This window comes from Ruegeria sp. PrR005 (assembly GCF_010500245.1).
GTDB classification, from domain to species: domain Bacteria; phylum Pseudomonadota; class Alphaproteobacteria; order Rhodobacterales; family Rhodobacteraceae; genus Ruegeria_B; species Ruegeria_B marisflavi.
In genome coordinates, this window is the sequence record NZ_JAAGOX010000043.1 from 63,679 (window position 1) to 85,723 (window position 22,045).

At 65.2% G+C, this 22,045-nt stretch carries 19 protein-coding genes; 3 read left to right on the forward strand and 16 right to left on the reverse strand.

Annotated elements, in window-relative coordinates; translation table 11 throughout:
- Positions 1-2 precede the first annotated feature (2 nt).
- From G0P99_RS17615 to G0P99_RS17635, 5 genes are all read right to left on the reverse strand, one after another.
- Positions 3-3,458 carry an indolepyruvate ferredoxin oxidoreductase family protein gene (locus tag G0P99_RS17615; protein ID WP_164131797.1) on the reverse strand — a complete coding sequence of 1,152 codons (3,456 nt, stop codon included), beginning with the start codon at positions 3,456-3,458 and terminating at the stop codon, positions 3-5.
- 186 nt (positions 3,459-3,644) lie between these two features.
- Positions 3,645-4,289, reverse strand: coding sequence for an aldolase (locus G0P99_RS17620; protein ID WP_164131798.1), 645 nt, complete (start codon positions 4,287-4,289; stop codon positions 3,645-3,647).
- Entirely contained in the window at positions 4,286-5,515 is a 1,230-nt protein-coding gene (otnK, locus tag G0P99_RS17625; protein WP_164131799.1) for a 3-oxo-tetronate kinase, read from the reverse strand. The genes G0P99_RS17620 and otnK overlap by 4 nt, the downstream gene beginning before the upstream one ends.
- Positions 5,512-6,309 (reverse strand): N-acyl homoserine lactonase family protein, encoded by a 798-nt coding sequence (locus G0P99_RS17630; RefSeq protein ID WP_164131800.1) that lies wholly within the window; start codon positions 6,307-6,309, stop codon positions 5,512-5,514. The genes otnK and G0P99_RS17630 overlap by 4 nt, the downstream gene beginning before the upstream one ends.
- A complete protein-coding gene (locus G0P99_RS17635) occupies positions 6,306-6,644 on the reverse strand; it encodes a putative quinol monooxygenase (protein ID WP_370462826.1) in 339 nt (112 codons plus the stop codon). The genes G0P99_RS17630 and G0P99_RS17635 overlap by 4 nt, the downstream gene beginning before the upstream one ends.
- A gap of 101 nt (positions 6,645-6,745) precedes the next feature.
- Here G0P99_RS17635 and G0P99_RS17640 point away from each other — a divergent pair, with 101 nt between their 5' ends.
- The 3 genes from G0P99_RS17640 to G0P99_RS17650 are packed head-to-tail and all read left to right on the forward strand — an operon-like array spanning position 6,746 to position 9,530.
- The gene (locus G0P99_RS17640; protein WP_164131802.1) at positions 6,746-7,837 is read left to right on the forward strand and encodes an isocitrate/isopropylmalate dehydrogenase family protein; all 1,092 of its coding nucleotides are present in this window, start codon (positions 6,746-6,748) and stop codon (positions 7,835-7,837) included.
- Entirely contained in the window at positions 7,834-8,856 is a 1,023-nt protein-coding gene (locus tag G0P99_RS17645) for a Gfo/Idh/MocA family protein (RefSeq protein ID WP_164131803.1), read from the forward strand. Before G0P99_RS17640 ends, G0P99_RS17645 begins: the two co-directional genes overlap by 4 nt.
- On the forward strand, positions 8,853-9,530 hold the full coding sequence (locus tag G0P99_RS17650; RefSeq protein ID WP_370462827.1) for a GntR family transcriptional regulator: 678 nt from the start codon (positions 8,853-8,855) through the stop codon (positions 9,528-9,530). The genes G0P99_RS17645 and G0P99_RS17650 overlap by 4 nt, the downstream gene beginning before the upstream one ends.
- A gap of 37 nt (positions 9,531-9,567) precedes the next feature.
- On the opposite strand, the gene G0P99_RS17655 is transcribed toward G0P99_RS17650, so the two are convergent.
- From G0P99_RS17655 to G0P99_RS17705, 11 genes are all read right to left on the reverse strand, one after another.
- Positions 9,568-12,153: an ATP-binding protein gene (locus G0P99_RS17655; protein ID WP_164131804.1), complete on the reverse strand. Its 2,586-nt coding sequence runs from the start codon at positions 12,151-12,153 to the stop codon at positions 9,568-9,570.
- Between the two features lie 82 nt (positions 12,154-12,235).
- On the reverse strand, positions 12,236-12,745 hold the full coding sequence (locus tag G0P99_RS17660; protein ID WP_164131805.1) for a molybdopterin-dependent oxidoreductase: 510 nt from the start codon (positions 12,743-12,745) through the stop codon (positions 12,236-12,238).
- 184 nt (positions 12,746-12,929) lie between these two features.
- Positions 12,930-13,541: a response regulator transcription factor gene (locus G0P99_RS17665; protein ID WP_164131806.1), complete on the reverse strand. Its 612-nt coding sequence runs from the start codon at positions 13,539-13,541 to the stop codon at positions 12,930-12,932.
- Positions 13,542-13,718: 177 nt separating this feature from the next.
- Positions 13,719-14,576, reverse strand: coding sequence for a TauD/TfdA family dioxygenase (locus tag G0P99_RS17670; protein ID WP_164131807.1), 858 nt, complete (start codon positions 14,574-14,576; stop codon positions 13,719-13,721).
- Positions 14,577-14,608: 32 nt separating this feature from the next.
- Entirely contained in the window at positions 14,609-15,400 is a 792-nt protein-coding gene (locus tag G0P99_RS17675) for an SDR family NAD(P)-dependent oxidoreductase (protein WP_164131808.1), read from the reverse strand.
- Entirely contained in the window at positions 15,397-16,836 is a 1,440-nt protein-coding gene (locus G0P99_RS17680) for an AMP-binding protein (protein WP_164131809.1), read from the reverse strand. Before G0P99_RS17680 ends, G0P99_RS17675 begins: the two co-directional genes overlap by 4 nt.
- Complete coding sequence (locus G0P99_RS17685) at positions 16,833-17,420, reverse strand: thermostable hemolysin (protein ID WP_164131810.1); 588 nt, start codon at positions 17,418-17,420, stop codon at positions 16,833-16,835. Before G0P99_RS17685 ends, G0P99_RS17680 begins: the two co-directional genes overlap by 4 nt.
- 102 nt (positions 17,421-17,522) lie before the next feature.
- Positions 17,523-18,884: a HAMP domain-containing sensor histidine kinase gene (locus G0P99_RS17690; RefSeq protein WP_164131811.1), complete on the reverse strand. Its 1,362-nt coding sequence runs from the start codon at positions 18,882-18,884 to the stop codon at positions 17,523-17,525.
- Positions 18,881-19,558, reverse strand: a complete 678-nt coding sequence (locus tag G0P99_RS17695) for a response regulator transcription factor (protein ID WP_164131812.1) — start codon at positions 19,556-19,558, stop codon at positions 18,881-18,883. The genes G0P99_RS17690 and G0P99_RS17695 overlap by 4 nt, the downstream gene beginning before the upstream one ends.
- A gap of 9 nt (positions 19,559-19,567) precedes the next feature.
- The gene (locus G0P99_RS25080; protein WP_164131813.1) at positions 19,568-20,164 is read right to left on the reverse strand and encodes a DUF6134 family protein; all 597 of its coding nucleotides are present in this window, start codon (positions 20,162-20,164) and stop codon (positions 19,568-19,570) included.
- Between the two features lie 105 nt (positions 20,165-20,269).
- Positions 20,270-21,955 (reverse strand): chloride channel protein, encoded by a 1,686-nt coding sequence (locus tag G0P99_RS17705; protein WP_164131814.1) that lies wholly within the window; start codon positions 21,953-21,955, stop codon positions 20,270-20,272.
- Positions 21,956-22,045 lie beyond the last annotated feature (90 nt).

The following is a 22,045-nucleotide window of genomic DNA, read 5'->3' on the forward strand; positions in this document are numbered from 1 at the left end:
GCTCAGGCGGCCTCTGGCTTGGCGGCGAGGATTCCGGCCCGCAAGGTCTCGCGCTTCTGCGCAACCGCCTTTGCGTGGCGTTCGCGAACATGTCCGTAACCCCGGATATGTTCCGGCAGGTCCAGCAACTCGGCGATCAGCCCCGGTTTTCCGGCCGAGACATGGGCGATGGCAAAGTCGATATCGGCCTCGTACTCGGCGAGCAACCGGCGGGCCAGACGCGCCTCGTCGGAATTGCGGAACGGGTCGAGGAGCGTTCCACGCAGGAACCGCAGCCGGTTCATCAGGCCAAAGGCCCGCATCGCCATCTTGCCCCTGATCGCGCCCTTGACCGGCTTACCGGTCTTGGGATCGGTCCCGCCAAAGGGCCAGGCGCCGAAATAGAATGTCAGCTCCATGTCACCCTCGAAACTCTCGCCCAGCGCCTTGCGGAAGGACGGCTTGCTGTAAAGCCGGGCGACCTCCCACTCGTCCTTGACCGCCAGCAGCTTGTAGTACCCCCGCGCCACCGCACCCACCGCACCGGCCTCCAGCCCGGCGGCGCGAACCCGAGCCACCATGTCGGCATAGCGTTTGGCCAGCGCGGCATCGCGATAGGCGGTCAGTTCCGCCACGCGCAAATCAACCGTCTCCTCCGGCGTCGGTTGGCGGCGTTCGGCCAAATCGACAGGGGCATCGTCGCCCGCCAACCGCCGGGCGGCACCCGGATCGGCCAGCGCCAGCCGTCCCAGATCAAAGGCTTGCTTGTTGCGCGAAACCGCCACGCCGTTCAGCTCGATCGCGCGGTGAATTGCCTCGATCGACAGCGGGATACCGCCCTGCTGCCAGGCCGCGCCCATCAGGACCATATTGGCAAAGACCCGGTCGCCCATGACCCGTTCGGCCAGATGCTGAGCCTCCAATACCAGCGCATCGGTCCCCAACAGCCCGGTCAGGCGGGCGGCCTGTTCCGCACCGTTCAATTGCCAGTCGGGGTTCCTTGAGAACTCCGAGGTCGGCACCACGGTCGTATCGCTGACCGCCACCGACTTGCCCGGCGTCAGTTTCGACAGCGCCTCGTCGCCCGCCGCCACCACCAGATCGCAGCCAATGAGCGCATCCGCCTCGCCTGCCGCGATACGCGTCGCGCGCATCTGCTCGGGGCTGAGCGCGATCTTGATGTGGCTGTGGACCGCGCCGTATTTCTGCGCCAGCCCGGTGATGTCGAGGTTCGAGGAATAGAAACCGTCGGCATGGGCCGCAACCGCCAGCGTCTGGCCCACGGTCACAACCCCGGCGCCCCCGATACCCGAAACAAGAATCGACCACGACCCGTCGATGGCACGTGGACGCGGCGCCGGCAGGTGGCTCACGTCGATCTCGACCTCGGCCGCCTGCACCTTGCGCGGGGTCGCGCCGGTGACGGTCACGAAAGAGGGGCAGAACCCCTCGACGCAGGAGAAATCCTTGTTGCAGGACGACTGGTTGATCATCCGCTTTCGCCCAAACTCGGTTTCCAGCGGCTCGATCGCCATGCAGGCCGAGACGGTGGAACAGTCGCCGCAGCCTTCGCAGACCTCAGGATTGATGAACACCCGCTTGTCCGGGTCGACCCATTTGCCGCGCTTGCGCAGGCGCCGCCGCTCGGTGGCGCAGGGCTGGTCATAGATGATGACGGTGACGCCGGGCAGCTTGCGCATCTCACCCTGCACCACCGCCAGTTCGGTGCGCGGATGCAGGGTGACCCCCTCGCCCAGCGCCTTGCCCTCGTATTTCTCGGGCTCGTCCGACACCAGCGCGACCCGCCCCACGCCCTCGGCCTTAAGCTGGCGCACCATCTGTTCCGGGCTGACCTCGCCATCATGTGGCTGCCCGCCGGTCATCGACACAAACCCGTTATGCAGCAGCTTGTAGGTCATCGTGGCCTTGGCCGCGACCGCCGCGCGAATGGCCATCAGACCAGAATGAAAATAGGTCCCGTCGCCCATGTTGGCGAACACATGCGTCTCGTCGGTGAACGGGTATTGCCCCAGCCACATCGCACCCTCGCCGCCCATATGGCTGACCGAGTTGGTTTTGGCCGGGTCCCGCATCATCGCCATCGTATGGCACCCGATCCCGGCCAGCGCCCGGCTGCCGTCGATCACCTGGGTCGAGCGACCGTGCGGGCAGCCCGCACAGAATGACGGCGCCCGGATCACCCCGCCCGCCAGCGCCGGTGGCCGGTTGGGATGGTTCGGCATCGACAGGCCGCAGTCGGGGTCGGTTTCCTGCGCCACCCGCACCAGAATGCGGGTGACCATGTTCGGATCGATCTCGCCAAACCCCGGGAAGGCCGTATCGCCCGCCTGCGGGTCATAGGCCCGGCCCGAGAATGTCTTGCCCACGATCCGGGGCGCGCGCGCCGTTCCATAAAGGCTGGCGCGGATCTGATCCTCCAGCATTCCGCGTTTTTCCTCGACCACGACGATTGCGTCGAGCCCTTCGGCGAATTCCCTGATCACCGTATCGTCGAGCGGCCAGATCATGCCGACCTTCAACAGCCGCACCGGCATCCCGCCCAGTTTCCCGTCGCGATAGCCAAGCCCCGACAGCGCCTGGTTCAGGTCCTGCCAGGCCTTGCCAGCCGCGACCACGCCGATCCGCGCATCGGACGCGCCGCTGATCCGGTTCAGCCCGTTCACCCGGGCGTAATCCAGCGCCTTGCGCAGCTTGACGTCCCACAGCACCCGCTCCTGCTCCAGTATCGGCACAAAGGGTTTGATGGAGGTGTCCGGGCCGCCGTCCTCGGGCAGCACGATGGCCGGGCTGTCCGGCGCCACATAGACCGAGCCGCCGCCCTCGACCACATCGGTCACCAGCTTCATGCCGACGATGGTCGACGAAAACCGGCTCATCGCGATCCCGTGCAACCCCATGTCGAGCACGTCCTGCGCATTCGCAGGCGCCAGAAGCGGCACGCCCAGCGAGGCGAAGTTCATGTCGGAATAGCACGCAACGGTCGAGGATTTGGCCCCGTGGTCATCGCCCACCAGCATCAGCGAGCCGCCCTTGGGATTGGTCCCCGACAGGTTCGCATGCCGCAGCGGATCCATCGACCGGTCCATGCCCGGCGCCTTGCCGTACCAGATCGAGAACACCCCATCCACACGCGCGCCGGGGAACAGGCCCACCATCTGCGACCCCCAGGTCGCGGTGGCGGCCAGATCCTCGTTCACCCCCGGCTGGAAATGGATGTTATGCGCCTTCAGCTCTTTCTCGGCCTGCCACAGCGCAATGTCATAGGTGCCCATGGGCGAGCCGCGATAGCCCGAGATATAGCCGCCGGTATTCAGCCCCGCCGCCGCATCGCGCCGGTGCTGCTGGATCGGCAGCCGCACCAGCGCCTGCATCCCGGTCATATAGACCCAGCCCTCGTCCTGGTGCAGCCGGTCGCGCAGGGTCATGCCAAGGCGTTTGGGGGGCGTCTGGTCGGTCATGCGGCATCTCCCTTTGTGCCCCGGTGGACCTCTGCCATGACCGCACGGCGGTACGGGGTTGCGATCATCGTCATGTCCTCCCTCTCCGAAATCGACTGTAAGGATTTTCGGCGCCTGGCCAATCCTTTCAACAGCGCCGGAGCAGGCAGGAAGCCCTTTGCCGCCACGTAACCTGCGGCGCGCCCGTCACCAGTCGACGTCAAAGGCGCGCACCACCGCGCGAACCTGTTCTTCGCTCAAGGCGCGCGGGTTCATCCCCCGGGTCAGCAGGGCCAGCCTGGCGGTCTCCTCCAGCTCCTCGATGGCATAGGCCGCCGCCCACAGATCCTTGCCCGCCACCACCGGCCCATGGTTGGCCAGCAGCACCGCCGAGCGTTTGCCCGCCAGCCCACGCACCGCCGCGCCCATGCCTGCGTCACCGGGCAGAAAGAACGGCAACAGCTGCACCTTGCCCAGTCGCATCAGCGCATAGGGTGTCAGCGTCGGCAGCACATTGTCGGGATCAACCTCGGGCAGCATCGACAGCGCGACAGAATGGGTCGAGTGCAGATGCACCACCCCGCCCGTCCCGGCCCGCGTGTCATAAAACGCCGAATGCAGCGGGATTTCCTTGGTCGGCGCATCGCCGCCCAGATGGCGGAAATCCCCGGACAACAGGCTGATACGGGCCGGATCGAGAAAGCCCATCGAACTGCCCGTGGGTGTCACCAGCAGGCGCCCGTCGGACAATCGAACCGAGATATTGCCCGAGGCACCGCAGGTCAGCCCGCGGTCGAACATCGACTTGGCGATGCGGCAGATATCCTCGCGGGCGCGCGCCTCTTCGCTCATCCCCGGCCCTCCATCAGCGCCAGCGCGGTTTCAAAGAAATCTTCGTCCCCGAAATTCCCCGATTTCAGCGCCAAGGCGACATTTCGCCCCTCGATCCGCACCACCGGCACGCCCGGCGCGATCCGGGGGCCGATGTTCAGAACCCCGGCCTTCAGCCCCGAAACGACCGCGCCCGAGGTCTCGCCGCCCGCCACCACAATCCGGCTGTACCCGCGTTCCACCAGCGCGGCGGCCAGTTGCGAAAACAGCCCCTCGATGGCATGTGCTGCAACCTCGCGCCCATATGTCTCCTGCGCGGCCTGCACAACCTGCGGGTCGGCCGAGGAATAGACCAGTGGGCCCCCCTCTTGCGCCACAACCCAATCGGCCAGCAGCGCCGCCGTGACCGCCCCGGAAACCACCGCCTCGGCGGTCACCTCAAATGCCGGATGTGCGGCGGCGTATCTTGCCACCTGCGCCCGCGTCGCTCGCGAACAGGAACCCGACAAGACAACCCCCGGCCCCGTCACCACCTGCCAGCCCGGCTGCGCCGGTGTCGCGCCATGATTGGCGGGCAGGCCCAGCGCAATCCCCGAACCGCCGCAGATCAACACCTGCCCCCGCGCCGCCTGACCGATGGCAAAGAGATCCGCATCGCGGATCGCATCGACGATCACCATCGCGCGCGCCTCGGGCAGGGCCGCGACAATCGCCTCACTACCCTGCGCCACCACCTGCGCCGGAACGTGCGCGACAGGCCAGGTGGTCTGCACCGCCAGAACCCGGCGCAGATCGGCGTCTGTCATCGGGGTCAGCGGATGATCCTGCATCCCGCTTTCGTTCAACAGCCGGTCGCCGACAAACAGATGCCCCTGATAGACCGAGCGCCCATTTTCAGGAAAGGCGGGGCAAACCAGCACATGCCGCGCCCCCAGTCGCTCGGCCAGCGCCTCCAGCACCGGGCCGATATTGCCCTCGGGCGTGCTGTCGAAGGTCGAACACACCTTGGAAACGATCTGCTGACATCCTTGCGCCAACAGCCAGTCGCAGGCGGCAAGACTGTCGCGGACAGCCTCCTCCACCGGGGCCGTGCGCGATTTCAAAGCCACCACGCCCGCATCCAGCGACCCCTCCGCCGGACCATCGGGCACACCGATGAACTGCGCCACGCGAAACCCGGCCTCGGCCAGTGTCAGGGCAATGTCGGACGCGCCGGTAAAGTCATCCGCGATGACGCCGATCTTCATATGCTGATCTCCCGATCCGGTCCCTTGTCCAGTCTGGTGATATGCGCTGCCACCCCGGATGGAAACACCTTGCGCACCAGTGGGTCATGCCCCGGCACGATCAACTCCCGGCGCGAGGCCAGTTTTTCCAGCCGGGTGAATCCCTCCAGCATGTCCTCCATGTCGACCACGATGGGAAAGGGTTTTCTCAGCCAGAGGTTCTCGTAGAAATGCGCCGCGTCCGAGGCCAGCACCAGCCATCCGGCGGTGGTGCGCACCCGCACCGCCTGCAACCCGCGCGAATGGCCGCCGATGCAATGCACCGTTACACCATCGGCGATCTCGGCATCGCCCTCGTGAAAACTCAGCTTGCCGCGATAGAGCCGCGTCACCGCCTCGCACACGTGACCGGCGGTAAAGGGCATGCGCAGCGTGTCGTGGCACATGCAGGGTCCGGTGGCATAGGCCATCTCGGCCGCTTGCAGATGCAGATGCGCATTGGGAAACAGCGCCAACCCGCCCGCATGGTCGTAATGCAGATGGGTCACGATGACCTCGTCCACCTCGTCGGGGCGGACCCCCAGCGGCGCCAGCGCCGCGCGGGGGTCGATCCTGATCGGTCGGCCCCGGTCGCGCGCCTCGCCATCGTCATAGCCGGTATCGACCAGGATCACCCGGTCGCCGCGCCGCAGCAGCCACATGTAATAGTCCATCGCATGCGGCGCATCGTGATTGTCGTCAAAGATGAAGCTGTCCGCGCGGGTCCGGTTGTCGCGATCGGCGTATTTCACCGCATGCACTTCCCAATCGCTCATCGGATCACCTCCTCGTAGAACCGCACCGTCTTTTCGGCCACCATGCCCGCGACGGCGGCATCGAAGGCCATGTAATGCGCGCTGACCAGATGCGCGTCAAAGGCGCGCCGGTCGTCATAGATTTCATAGAGGAATATCTCGCCGCCGTCGCGGCAGATGTCGAATTGGCGACACCCCGGCTCCAGTGTCCGCGACGCGCGCGCATTCTCGATCATCAGGGGCAGAAAGGCAGCCATCCTCTCGAGATGAATCCTGAAGGTTACAGTGACAGCGAACATCCCGCCTCCCCGCTCCGGCCTGGCAAAGCTTTTGTCTTGTCGATTGACGGTAGACATACCGCGTTTCTTTTCGTATGCGTTAACGTATACATTGTCAACATTTCAGAAAACCACCCGCGCCCCTGTCGCGGACGCCGTCAGAAAGGGACCGAACCCAGATGCGAAACTCCTATCAGATCGCGGTCTTTCCGGGCGACGGTATCGGCCCTGAGATCACCGCCCCAACCGTGGAGATCCTGCAATCGCTTGCCGATACCGCCCCCGACTACGCGCTCAACTTTGCCGAGGCGCCCGCCGGGGCAGGCCATTATCGCGACACCGGCACCGCCCTGCCCGCTTCATCGCTGGCGCTGGCCCGCGCCTCGGATGCGATCTTGCTGTCGGCGATGGGCCTGCCCGACGTGCGCTATCCCGACGGCACCGAGATCACTCCGCAGATCGACCTCAGGATGGAGCTGTCGCTCTTTGCCGGGGTGCGGCCGGTGACGCTGCGCCCGGGCCAGCCCGGGCCGCTGACCCTGCCGCCGGGCAAGACCATCGACTTTGTCCTGATCCGGGAAAGCACCGAGGGGCTGTTCTTTACCAAGGGCCGGGGCGAGGTCACCGACACCGAGGCCCGCGAAACCCTGCGCATCACCCGCGACACCTCCGAAAAACTGTTCCGCTTTGCTTTTGACCTGGCCGCCCGGCGCAAGGCATCGGGGCGCGGCAAGGGGCGGGTCACCTGCGTCGACAAGGCCAACGTGTTCCGCGCCTTCGCCTTCTTCCGCAAGATCTTTGACGAGGAGGCCGCACGCCACCCGGACATGACGGCAGATCACGCCTATGTCGACGCGATGGCGCTGTGGATGGTGCAGAGGCCCTGGGATTTCGACGTTCTGGTCACAGAGAACATGTTCGGCGACATCCTGTCCGACCTTGGCGCCGGGTTGATGGGGGGCCTGGGCATGGCACCCTCGGCCGATATCGGGCTGGAGCATGCGGTGTTCCAGCCCTGCCATGGCACCGCGCCCGACATTGCGGGCCAGGGTCTTGCCAACCCGTTTGCCATGCTGCTGTCGGCGGCGATGATGCTCGACTGGCTGGGCGACAAACACGACAATGACGGACTGCGCCGCGATGGCAATCGCCTGCGTCAGGCGGTCGAACAGGTGATCGCCGAGGGGGCTGCCCTGACCCGCGACTTGCGCGGCACCGCCGGAACGCGGGCTGCGGCGGATGCGGTCGCCCGAGCTTTGTCTCTGCCATGACCCGGCTGCGCGTCGCCTGTGCCGGTGCCGGATATTTCAGCCAGTACCATCTTGGCAGCTGGTCGCGGATGGACAATGTCGACCTCGTCGGCACCTGCGACCGCGATATCGCGCGCGCCCGGGCCACCGGCCTGCCCGCCTTTGATGACCTCGCCCGGATGCTGACCGAAACGCAACCGGATCTGCTCGACATCATCCTGCCGCCCGAGGCTCAGGCCGAAGCGATCCGCACCGCGCTGGCGCACGGGGTCAAGACGATGATCTGCCAGAAACCCTTTTGCCGCGATCTGGCCGAGGCGCGACAAATCACGGCCGAGGCCGAAGCCGCCGACGCCCTGCTCGTGGTGCATGAAAACTTCCGGTTCCAGCCCTGGTACCGCGCCGCTAAACGGGCGCTCGACGATGGGCTGATCGGCCCGGTGCAGCAGGTCACGTTTCGCCTGCGTCCCGGCGACGGACAGGGGCCCGATGCCTATCTGGACCGGCAACCCTATTTCCAGACGATGAAGCGCTTCCTGATCCATGAAACCGCCGTGCATTGGATCGACACGTTCCGCTACCTGCTTGGCGAGCCAACAGCCGTCTACGCCGACCTGCGCCGCGTCAACCCGGTGATCGCGGGCGAGGATGCAGGCCTGATCTTCTTCGACCATCCCGACGGCGTGCGGGCGCTCTTTGACGGAAACCGCTGCCTGGATCATGCCGCCGACAACCTGCGTCGCACCATGGGAGAGGCGCTGACCGAAGGCGCGGGCGGCAGCCTGTCCCTGCGCGGCGACGGTTCCCTCTGGCATCGCCGCTTCGGCGCGCGGGACCTCACCTGTATCCTGCCCCCCGACAACTGGACCGGGTTCGGCGGCGACTGTGTGCACGCCTTGCAAACCCATGTCGTATCCAGCCTTCTGGCCCAAACCCCGCCGGAAAACCGCGCCCGCGACTATCTGCGCGTGCTCGAAATCGAAGCCGCGATTTACACCTCGGCCGAAACCGGCCGCAAGATCACGTTGGAGACCCCGTGAAACAGCCCGACGCCAAACCTCTGTCCAACACCCAGCGCGCCGTGCAGGACTTGCGCCGGATGATCTTCGACGGCACCCTTGCCGCAGGGTCCGACCATCTGGAAACCGAACTGGCCGACCGGCTGGGCATGTCGCGCACCCCGGTGCGCGAAGCCGCCCTGTTGCTCGAAGGCCAGGGCCTGCTGGAACTGCGCCCGCGCAAGGGGGTGCGCATCCTGCCCGTCTCCCCCGCCGACATGCGCGAGATCTATGACATCCTCACCGAGCTTGAAAGCCTCGCCGCACGGCGCGCCGCCGAGCGGCGGCCCGACGACGCGGAACTGGCCGGGTTGGCAAAGGCGATCTCGGATATGGACGCGGCGCTCGACAGGAACGAACTCGACGCCTGGGCCGAGGCGGACGACCGGTTTCACCTGGAACTGGTCCGTCTCGGGGGCAACACCCGCCTCAGCGCGATGGTCATGCTGATGACCGACCAGGTGCGCCGGGCGCGTGCGGTCACCCTGTTCATGCGGCCCAAACCGGTGCAATCGAACGCCGATCACCGCCGCGTCTACGAGGCCATCCGCGCCGGCCACCCCTATCTGGCGGGTGACATCCACCACCAGCACCGCCGGGCCGCCGGCGACATGATGGTCGCGCTGCTCGAACGCCATCGTCTGAACCACATCTGACCGGCACCGGCGCCCCGGTGCCACCGGGCCTCTCGCGTCAGAGCCGCAGCAACGGGCGGCTTTCCGACCACGCGCCCTCTAGCCGCGCCTTGCCCACACGGATCGCTGCGGCATCCGATGCCTTCGCCGCATCCTCCATCTCGGCCAGCAGCGTCTGCATCTCGACCAGCCCGAACGCCCCCGCGCTGCCCGCTGCCTTGTGTATGCTGTCCGCCAGCGCGGGCCATCCGCCACCAGCCCGCAAATCGTCCTCGATACCTGCGAGAAGATCGTCGAACTCGCAGGTGAGACGCTGCAACAGCTGTCCGGTCCCGTCGTCCCCCAGTACCTCGCGCATTTCTGAGATCCGGGTCCGAACCAGCTCGGATCCGTGCGTCTCCGCCACATCCGCCGCACCGTTTGCCCGCCTTGCACGCGCCTTTGGCACATGTTCCAGCAAAAGGCGGCGCAAGTCCTTCAGAACCAGCGGCTTGCCGAGAAATCCGTTCATGCCCTCGGCAAGAAAGCTCTGCCTGTCACCGGGCAGAACATTGGCCGAAAACGCAACGATCACGGAATCGCGCGAGGCGCCGGTACCCCTGCGGATCAACCGGGTTGCCTCCAACCCGTCCATGACCGGCATGCTGATATCCATCAGGATGAGATCGAAACGCCGGTCGGCCGCCTGTTCGACAGCCGCCTGCCCGTTCACCGCGGCCGCCACCCGGTGCCCCTGCTTTCTAAGCATGGTACTCACGACCTGCAAATTGATCTCGTTGTCCTCGACAACCAGGATATCGAGCGTCGCCGAGTCCGAGACCCTGTTGTCCTCGCCCCCGTGCGCATCCGGCGCCGCGGCAATTTTCACCGGGATGTGAAAATGAAAGACGCTGCCCTCACCCAGCATGCTTTCGACAGCGATCTCGCCACCGAGGTTGCGCGCCAACCGTCTGGCAATCCCCAGCCCCAGGCCGGTCCCCCCCGCCGACCGCCTGAACGAGGCATCCGTTGTCCGGAAATCATCAAAGATCAGGTCAAATTGCTCTTCGGGAATACCCATGCCCGTGTCGACCACCCGGAACTCCAGCCCCGGTTGTGCCTGCGTCCCGTTCGATGGCAGCGGGCTCTGCTCCACCTCGATTGCGATATGGCCGTTTTCGGTGAACTTGATCGCGTTGCCCAGCAGGTTCAACAGGATCTGTTGCAGATGTCGCCGGTCAGTGATCACCCAGGGCCTGCGCTCGCCGACCCAATGCCATTCCAGGCTGTTGCCGCGGGCGGCGGCGCTCCCGAACTGGCTTTCGACGCATTCCTGCAAGACCTCGTTGATATTAACCGTGCTCAGCACAACCGCCATCTTGCCCGCCTCGAGACTGGCGATGTCCAGCACGGCATTGACATGCCCCATCAGCAGCTTTCCCGATATCTCCATACTGCGGACAAACGCGGACTGCTCTTCGGACAGTTCCGTCTCTTCCAGAAGCGAGAGATTTCCAAGGATCCCGTTCAGCGGCGTGCGGATTTCGTGGCTCATCACCGTCAGGAACTCGGCTTTCACCTTTTCACCGGTCAGGGCCCGGTCGCGCGCCTCGACAAGTTCCTGTTCGTCCGCGACCTGGCGCGAGATGTCCCGGATAAACCCGACGATGATCTCTTCGGTCCCGTCAAAGGCCGATTGCAGGGTCAATTCCGCCGGAAACACAGTGCCGTCCTTGCGCGTGGCGGAATACTGCTCCAGCCTGGGCCCGGCGGTCACAATCTGTTTCTTGCCGGCACTGCGTCGGTCTCTCTGGTGCAGCAGATCCCGCATGTTCAGCGGAATGACGTTCTCTGACACCGGCCGTCCGATCACATCGCCGGCGCGGAACCCGAACATCCGCTCTGCCACCGCGTTGAACTCGGTCACTTTCCACGAAATGTCGAGCACCACGACAGCATCCTGCGACGTGGCCAGAACGGTCTTGATCCGTTCGCTGACCTGCTGGATCTGAATCCCCCGCTTGTGCGTCTTTCGATTGACGATCAGCAGATATGTACTGACCGTGACCAGCGCCACCGACAGCCCCGCAACCAATGCCATCAAACGCGTAATCGTGGTGACCAGCGCTTCTCTGCGCATGTCCGACTGCCGGGCAAGCAACGCAAGACCCTGAACCGAAATCTCGCGCACCTGAGGGCGCAGCTCGTCGATTTCCGCCATCAGGCCCGGAAGCGCCTCTATCAGACGATCATCCGGGCCGTCGATCACCGGCAGATTCGCGGTCAGCACAGACTGGATCCGGCGCAGAGGGACGGCGAATTCGGGTTGGGAATTGAGCGTCGCGAACAGCCTGCCGTCTTTCAGCATGTCGCTGCGGCTGAAGAAGATGTCAAAACCCTTGCGGATCTCCTCCACCTCGGCGGCGGTCAGGTCGCGCCCCTGAACTGCCAGGGCGTTCTTCAGCGCAATCACCAGATGTACGTGATCGACCTCGGTCTGCGACAGCGTCCATTGAACATTGTCGGACATGGCGGATTTCAGGCTTTCGACATCCCGCAAAGCTTGCCTGGTCAGCAACGCCACCAGCAGGACCAGTACCGCCAGTCCACCGCCGACAATCACACCCAGAACGGTGCTGCCACGCTCTCGTTTGCGCTGGAACATCATTCTTTCGGTTTACGAGGTCCTGTACAAACGCGCAATCTGTCTCCCCGTATCGGGTCTCTGAGCGGCCCCGGAAACAGGCCTATTCGGTGATTTCCATCCGGTCCAGCTGCCAGATGCTGCGGGTATAGATCGTTTCCGTCCTGAAACGATCGGAGGAATCGTATGGATAGACGATCCACAACGGCCCCTTGTCCCGGCGCGACATGGGTTGCCCGTCCATCTCATAAGCCACCACCGGCGCGTCCGGTTCGACCGAAGCGACGGGGATGTGAACGATGTAATCGTTCAGCGCCTGGGCCCGGACCGTCCCCGAAGTCACGCCAACACGTTCGAGGATATCCGCCAAAGGCACCCCGGTGAACCGCATGACGCCATCTGTCCACAGGGTCGTTGTCTCAAAGGAAACCTGCCGCATGTCTCGCAGCATCGCCATGTCGAACTGGGCGTCTTCCCCCGAATTCGTCTGCCCGATATTGCCCGATATCACCAGCACCACGTCCTGAGATGGAACCGGAAGCTCTCCACCCGAGACCGAACCAGCCCCAAACAGGGCAAGCGCAAGCCACAGGATCCCCTTCGCGCGTTTCAAGCTTTTCTCCCCCTCGTCACCCAAACATGTCTGGAAAATTATGGATATATCCTGATTTTCCGAAAGCAGCCCTTTCAGGTATTTGTCCTATCCCAAAGAATAGGTCCAAGTGTCCGCCGCAGCCGCGCCCGGACCGGTGGAATGTCCGGTTTACCGGCAAGGATCACGCGCCCGTCCCGGCCCGTCAGAACAACCCTGCATCTTTTGCGATCAGGGCCGCCTGTGTCCGGTTCTTGGCGTTCAGCTTGCGGCACAGAGTTTTCACATGCAGCTTGATCGTGACCTCCTGAAGATCAAGCTCCCGGGCGATTTCCTTGTTGGCCAGCCCCAGACACAGCCGTTCCAGAACCTCCAGTTCGCGACTGCTGAGACCTGCCGCGAGCGGATGATTCCGCTCGACATCGGCCGAATTCAGGAAATCGACCGGAACGTAAGTCTCTCCCGCTACGATGAAACGGACGGCATTGACCAGCGATTTCGCCCCCATCGTCTTGGGTAGAAAGCCCGCCGCACCAGCGGCCAGCGCATCCTGCGCGACCGATTTGCTGGCGGTGCCGGACATGATCGCAACCGGGCGCCCGTCCCCGGCCTCCATCGCCTTTTTCATTCCTTCCAGGCCATTCATCCCGGGCATGGCATAGTCCAGCAGAACCACGTCGAACAATGTTTTGCGGGCCGCTTCACAGGCCGAGGACAAGTCCGGCACAGTCGTGACGGCAATGTCCTTCTCGCTTTCCAGGTATGCCTTCAAAGCGTCCCGAACCAGATCGTGATCGTCTGCCAGCAGAACCTTCATTTCTGTGCCCCGAACCTGCCGTGGTTGCCAAACTGTCCCGGTATCATCGGGCAACAAGGCTTCCTTCGCAATCACTTAGTGCCAGATCCGGAAACTTGGAGGGGGTGCCATCAATGGACGCCCCCCGGCCAAACGGTTCGACACCAGGGATTGCCGACGCGGCTCGGGGCCGATGACCTAGACCCGTCCCATCCCGATGAACAACTGGCGGTCCTGATCCTTGATCGCGCGCCTGCCGTGCATCACGCGGGTATTGTCGAGGATCGCGACGTCCCCGTCCTGCCAGTTGATCTCGGTGGTGCAGGTCTCGGCCAGCGCCCGCATTTCCTCGATCTCTTCCGCCGTCACGACCGACCCATCGGCAAAGCGATAGACCGGCGCCTCGTAATTGTGCGACGGCCCCAGAACGGCGTTGGCAAACCCGGCCCCGCCGGAAAAGGCCGAGGGCCGCACCGGGTTCAGCGTGATGTGATAGGTCAGCGACCCGTCTTCATGCAGTTCGAAATCCTGGTTCGGGATTGCCGCCTTGAATTGCAGGATATGCTCCTCAGTCACCTCTTCGGGGCCGGAAATCGCCGGGTGCTCATTGGCCAGGTAGCGTTTCCACAATTCCTCGGGCAGACGGCGCGACACGGTCATCGGCTGGCTCCAGCGCGCCCGCTGGGCCTCGTTCATGGCATCCAGAACCTTGCGGCCATCACAGACCGTGGTCTGCGATCCTTCGAACGCCGCGCGGGCAGAGTAAAAGGCGACCAGATCGGGGCAGACAGGCGTGTTGCCGTTCTCGATATGCAACCCGATCGGCCCGGTTCCGGCATCGACCTTCTGCGTGTTCTTCTCCGAGAAGGCGCGCGCCGGGTCAAAAGTGATCGTGCGGCAGAACTGCGCGGTCAGCGCGCTGAAAACGCTCATGTCCACCTCGAACCCGCGCAACAGCGCCCAGCCGTCGCGTTCCAGATGGCTGCGCACCGCATCCATTTCCGCCGCGCCAATGGCGGCCCGCGGCATCTCTGCCCGAACGATATTATACGTCATGCTCTTATCCTTGTTGATCCGATTGCCCGGGCTCACGCTCGGCGCAGTGTTTCGATGGCTTGAAGGGTGTTTTCGGCGCGTGCCTGCGCCCCCACGGACCGGTCGACCAGCGACGGGAACAGGCGCTGCACCTTGACAAAGAACCGCTCCTTGCCCCGTGGAAAGCTTTCGCGCCGCCCGGCCTGGATCGCTTCCCAGGCCTCGGTCGCGACACGCTCGGCGCTGTCGAGCACCATGTCGAGCGGCTCGATCAACGCCCCGAATTCCGCCTCGGCGGCCGTCCGGGTGGCGCGCGGCGCCACATAGGTCACGCCCACGCCAGTTCCCGACAATTCCCGCCGGATCGCGTCGGAAAACCCGCGCAGACCGAATTTCGTCGCCGAATAGGCAGCGAAATAGGGATAGGCGATATCCCCGAACACCGAACCGATATTGACGATCCGCCCCCGCGCCACCCGCAACGCTGGCAGCATCTCGCGGGTCAGCGCCATCGGCGCCAGCAGATTGGTCCGCACCATCCGCTCCAGCGCATCGTCATCCAGATCGCCCACCGGGCCGACCGTCAGGCAACCCGCATTGTTGATCAGCACGTCCAGACGGCCGCCCACGGCCTCGGCGATGCGCCGCCTGTCCTCGGGCCGCGTCACATCCGCGGTCAGAATGGCAACCTTGTCCGAACCGGCCATCTGTGCCGTTTCCTCCAGAGACGACCAGGTGCGCCCGACAATCAACGGCGCATAGCCCAGGCGCACGGCCTCGATGGTCAGGTCCCGCCCGATGCCGGACCCGGCGCCAGTGATAAGGACAGATTTGGGGTCGGTCATGAGGCAAGGCTTTCGATTGTAGGGAACAGGGGAACCGCCGCGCGCTCATTGACCAGCGCTGCCACGGTCTTGCGGTTCGGGGTTCCGGCCGGGAACAGCAGCCCCGGCTCGGACGGCGAAGTCACGATCATCCCGACAGGCCGCGCATAGGCGGGCAGATCGGACACAAGGCGCGCAATCTCGTCCGGAGTGACCAGCGCAACCGCTGCCACGACCAGCACCAACGCCCCGTCTGCCCGCAGGCCCAGACCAGAACTCAGCACCCGCGGATCGGCGTTCACCCGCTGCTCGATCCATTCGGGCGAGATATTGCGCCCGTTCGGCGTGACCAAAAGCGCATCCTTTCGACCCTCCACGATCAGGCGGCCCTGTTCGATCCGGCCCAGATCGCCCGTGCGCCAGCGCGCAGGCGCGGGATCGCCGTTCAGATAGCCCGTCATCACCGTTGGCCCGGCGACCGTGATCTCGCCCGCCTCGATCCGTACATCGAGACCGGACAGGATCTCGCCCGCGCTGCCGATCACATTGGCGCCGGGCCGGTTCATCGCCACCACCGCGCAACATTCCGACAGCCCGTATCCTTCGTGCACCGGGATGCCCAGGCGCCAGGCCGCTTCCAGCAGGGCCGACGCGCTGGCCGCCCCCCCGACAGCGACAAAGCGCAGGTTGGCGGGGGCGTGCAAACCGCGTTGGCCCAGATCGGCAACCCACCGCCCCAGAATACCGGGGGCCAACAGGCTTGTTGTCGGCCGCACCCGCGCGAAGGCCTCGGTCAGGGGCGCGATATCCGCCTGAAACAGGGTCCGGGTGGCAGCAAAGTCGAACCGGGTTTCGGCCCCGGCGAGGACCGGCAGGTAGATACCGCAGATCTGTTCCAGAAGCTGCGCCAGCGGCAGCACCGACAGGTGCAGGTCCGCCTCGGTCGCCCCTACCAGCGGCATCAGCGCCGCCAGCGAGGCCGCCATCTGCGACGCGCCGATCACCACGCCCTTGGGCCGCCCCGACGACCCCGAGGTATAGATCACCCGGTCCCCGCCGGGCTGGTAACGCGGCAACTCCAGCCTCTCGCCCCCTTCGGCTGCCGATGAAATCACCCGCAGCCCTGGCGCATCGGCAAATGCCTCTGGCCGATCCGTGATCACCGCCTCCACCCGCGCATCGGCCAGCACATGGCCCAACTGCTCGGCCACAAAGAAGAACGGCAGCGGCACCTGTCGACGCCCGGTCAGCGCCAGCGCAAGATCGGCCACCACATAGTCGCACCCGCCCGCAAGACCGATGGCGATACGGCGCGGCGCCCCCTCCAAACGCCGCGCCATATCCGCGACCCGGCCCGCAAGCTGTGCCCATGTCAGGGCCGCGCCGTCGCCGGAAAACGCCAGCGCATCGGGCCGCGTCCGGGCATGGTGCCGCAAAGTGTCAAAGACGCCCTTCATGCCATCGCCTCCCGCAATCCGGCAGGCTTGCGGCCCGGCACCAGGTCGGCGCGCCGACCCTCCCCCTCGACAAAGGCGCAGACCCAGGGATCGGCCTCGTAATACCGGCCCCAGGCATCCGGCGCCGCCACCTTGTCCACCGTTGCGGCGCAGAGCGCGCTATACCCCAGCCCGGCCCGAGTCAGCAGCCGGCGCAGGGGATGGGTTGCGGTAAAGACACCGCAGACGATGCCGCGCGCCCGGCCCCAGCCGATCATCCAGTCCAAGAGCGGCAGTACCGGAAAGGGCGAGATCGAGGCCAGCGAGGTGACCTCCATGATCTGCCCGGCCCCGATGTCGAGACCGGTTGCCTCGGCCAGCGCCGCCGGAAAGCCGCTCTCCAGATAGCAGTCGGAAAAGAACCCGTCCTGCGCTGTGCGTATCCCGGCCGCGCACAGGACCTGGCCATCGGCGCCAAAGGCCGCCGCCAGCAGCGGGGCGAACTGCGTCACCTCGGCGCCGTAACAGCGGCGATAAACCTCGGCGATATGCCTCTCGGCTTGGGACCGCTGCGGATCGTCCGCCGGAAGAAACTCGAATCGCATGGGCTGCCTCGCGTTGTTTGCTTGCCCATGGAGATGCCCGCCCCGGCTTACAGTTCGCTTACAGCCGGGCGAAATCTCGACACCCGGCGCGATCCCGGCCCGTCACCTGAACGCGATCGAGAACACGCTGCCGCCACCGGGCCGGTCCTCGACCTGTACATCGGCCCCATGCGCCGCCGCCACCGCACGCACGATGGCCAGCCCGATACCCGACCCATCGCCCGACGGGCGCCGCCCACGGTGAAACGGTTCAAAGATCGCATCGCGATCCTCGGCCGCAACCCCTGGCCCCCGGTCCTGCACCCGCAGGACGGGCGGGTTGTCCCGCACGTCGATCTCCACCTCGCTGCCCGCTGGCGCATGCGCCAGCGCGTTGCGCACCAGATTGTCCAGCGCAATTGCCAGCAAGCCCTCGTGCCCGGCGACCGTCGCGGTGTCGGCGCCCGTCACTGCCAGCATCTTGCCCGCCTTCAGCGCCGCCATCGCACGTGCCCCGGACACTTGGCGCGCAAGCTTGCACAATTCGACCTTGGAAAACGCCTCCGGCATCAGCGCATCCGCCCGCGCCAGATCGACAAGCTGTTCAAAGATCGCTTCCAGCCGGGTGACATCCGGTTTCAGGCTCTCCCGCAGCGCCGCATCGTGAATCGTGTCGACACTGGAATGCAGCACCGCCAGCGGCGTCCGCACCTCGTGGGCCACGTTCGCCGCAAAGGCACGTTGCGCCTTGTAGCCCTGTTGCAGCCGCGCAAAGGCGGTGTTCACCGCCTGTGCCAGCGGCACCAGCTCGGCGGGAAGATCATCCGCGCTCAACCTTCCGTCCGGCGCATCCGGCCCGATCTCCAGCGCCTCGCGGCGCACCTTGTCGAGCGAGGAGAGCGACAGGCGCACCGCACCGACCGCCGCCGCGAACACGATGAGCGAGCCCAGCAGGATCCACTGGGTCTGTTCCTGCACCTCGTGCCACATGGTATCCAGCACCGGCCGGTCCGTCGACGGCAGATAGGCCGAGGCCAGTACGCAATATCGCTCCGCCTTGATCAACCCGCAAAGCGCCACGCCCCGGCGCGCATTGGGAACCGCGATCTCGGCCGCCTGCCCAAGGGCGAGCTGCGCGATCTGCGCGCGCAGCGTCGCCATGTCCTCGCCGCCGACTACCGCATGTCCTGCGGGCCCGAAGATCGTATAGCGATAGGCCCCCTCGACCCCGCGAAACCGCAGCGCCTGCGGATCAAAACCGAGGCCCGGCAGGTCCGGGTCGATCTGGACCAGGATTTCCTTTGCTTCGCCGTACAGTGCCTCTTCCTGGTTTTCCTCCAGATGCTCGAAGAATTCAAAGATCAGCACTGTCACCGACATCAGGATGGTCAACAGCAGCGCTGCCAGGATATTGACCGTCAGCTTGCGTTGCAGCGATCCCGCCGCCCCGACCGGCGCCTTCAGGATCGCCAGCACGTGCCTCATTGGCCGTCATCTTCCATCAGATAGCCGATACCGCGCAGGGTGTGGATGGTGCTCGAAGCCCCGATATCCGCCAGTTTCTTGCGCAGACGGTGGATCGCTACCTCGATCGCATTGGGGGTCGGCGGCTCGTCGAAGCCGTAAAGCGCGTTATCGATCACATCCCTGGACAGGATGCGCCCCTTGCGCCGCATGAACAGCTCCAGCAAGGCCAGTTCGCGGCGCGAGAATTTCGCTGGCTGCCCCGCCACCAGAACCGACCGGTCTGCACTGTCGAACCGGATATTGCCGACCACAAGCTGCACGCCCAGCGCCCCACCCGGCCGCCGCAACACGGCACGGATGCGCGCCATCAGCTCGCTCACATCGAAGGGCTTGACGATATAGTCGTCCGATCCCGCGTCCAGCCCGGTGATCCTTTCATCCAGCGTGTCCCGCGCGGTGCAGATGATCACTGGCGTATCGGCATTTACCCGCTTGAGACTGTCCAGCACCTCCAGCCCATCCATGTCCGGCAGTCCCAGATCCAGGATGATCGCGTCATAGAGATAGCTTTGCGCCGAATGCACCGCGTCGGCCCCGGTCGACACCGCATCGACCACAAAGTCATGCGCCTGAAGACTGGCACAGGTGTTCCGCGCCAGCCTGTCATTGTCTTCCACATAAAGAAGCCGCATGGCCCCGCCTTATTTGCGAACGTAAGTCACAGTCGAGCCATCATCTGCCTTGAACGAAACATGCGCAAGATTGCCCGCGTCGTCATACCAGACATCGCGCTCCAGATCGCCCGAGATGCGGAAATGATGCGCGTTGACCTCGCCCTTGCCCGAGGGCACCGCCTGCATGCCCAGATCCGTCACCCGCACCGACATCACCTTGCCGTCGATGGTGTTGAGCAGCTTGCGGCTGTGGACGATGTCATCGTTCCACAGGCTGGCGGGCAACAGGCCCTGTCCCGGCTGGCTCAACTGGTGCGGCGTGCCGTTGTCATTGGTGTCCGAGGCGATCGCGGTCATCTTGCCGCCCGCCCAGGTCTCGGTGCTCTGCTGTTCAAAGACATAGGCGTTGAGCTGGATCAGCGGCACCTTGACCGCGATCCTGGTCGCCACCTGCACGGAATAATGCGCGGGCGAACCGGAGAAGACATAGCTATGATCGCCGATGTCCTTGCCTTTGCGAATGACATCGAACCGCAGCTTGCCCTGATCGGGCAGCGAAGACGCCAACGCAGGCGCGGCGGCGGCGAAAAGAGCCAGAAGGGCGAGAGGTATGAGAGCGCGCACGAGAGTTTCCTTTGCGGTTGAGGAGTTCCGGATGCCCCCAGATGCACAAATCCGCTTACGCCAACCTTACAAGACCGGACCCCGGCGCATTGGCAGGCACCTTTGTCAGGAATGTTCCTCTGCCGCAGTCGCCGCCAGCGCCCGGTTATAGGCCTTGAGCGCGTCCACGTGATAGAGCGCCCCGACCGGGGTTTCACCGCCATCCTCGTCCCGGATCACCACGGGAATGCATCGCATCTCGTCCCGGTCGAACCAGGGCATCGCCGCCTCCAGCGTCGCGCCTGCCAGGATCGACACACCATCGGCCATCAGCGCCTCGCATTCCTCGCGCGAGATACAGCGCGCATCGCCCAGCGGCCGCATCACCGCACCTGCCCGCAGCAACGCCAGCAGATAGGCCTGCGGACCGGCGGCCAGATGCACATCGCGCCGCTCCAGTTGCGTCAGAAAGAACGACCGGTCCACAAGGCGCGAGGCCAGCGCCGTCGACATGCTGACCGCAACCATCACCGCCAGCCCGATCTGCCAGTCCCCGGTCAGTTCGAACACGATGAGCGTGGTCGAGATCGGCGCCCCCAGCACCGCGGCCGCCACCGCCCCCATGCCCGCAAAGGCATAGAGAACGTGCGTGCCAGACACATCCGGCAGCAGGCTGGTGGCGATCAGGCCAAAGGCCAGCCCGGTCAGCGCCCCGATCATCAGCGAGGGCGAGAACACGCCGCCGCCCATCCGCCCGCCCATGGTGATCGCCAGCGCCGCCGTCTTCATCACTGCAAACAGGATTGCCGTGCCCAGCGCCAGCTCGCCGCTCAGCGCCAGGATCGTGGTCTCGTAGCCCACACCGATGATATGCGGGAACCAGATCGCCATCAGCCCCAGCAGCGCGCCCGACACGGCCGGGCGCAGCCAGCGGGGAAACCGCAGCCGGTTCTGCACCAGGGTGCCGAAACTGTCGGCAAAAAAGATCGCCCGCATCAGCGCCAGCGAAACCAGGCCACAAATCAGCCCCAACAACAGAAAGGCGGGCAGTTCCACATAGAATTGCAGCGAGCCCGGCGTCTCCAGCACGAACTCGGTCACATCGCCCCGTTCCAGCCGGTTGACCACCGTCCCCGCCACTGCCGCGATGGTGATCGGGGCAAGGGCGTGCACCGCGAAATGGCGCAACACCACTTCCAGCGCAAACAGCGCCCCCGCGATCGGCGCGTTGAAACTGGCCGACACCGCCGCCGCCACCGCGCAGCCCAACAGGTCGCGCCCGGTGATCCCGTCGGCGTCGATCCTGCGGCAGACCCAGGTCGAGATCACCCCCGCCATATGCACCACCGGCCCCTCGCGACCGGACGACCCGCCGGAACTAAGCGTGATCAGCGAGGCGATCATCGACCCGATCCCGGCGCGCACCTCGACCCGGCCATCGCTCAGCGCGGCGCCCTCGATCACATCCGCGACCGAGCGAACCCGCCCATCGGGCGTTGTCCAGTGCAACACCACACCCACCACAAGCCCGCCAACGGTCGGGATCAGCAGGATCCAGGACCAGTGCAGATGCTCGGCAAAACTGTGCAGGAAATGCACATCCTCGGTGCCGTAAAGCGCCGCCTGCAACCCGTTGATCCCCTTGCGAAAGGCAACCGCCGCCGCCCCGGCGGCAACACCGATGGCCAGGGCGATGAACCAGAACTGCACCTGGCTCGGGCCACGATGGCGCAGCACTTTCCAGGCATCGGCGAGTTCCGCCTTTGCCTGCATCATCTGCTGCACCAGAACGGTACGGATGGACTGGATCATTCTGCGCCCGGGATGCCTTTTCCCCTTAGTAGGACAGCCAGCCCCGTCAGGAAAGACGCTTTGCCCCTCGGCTCACCTGCAAGTGCCCAG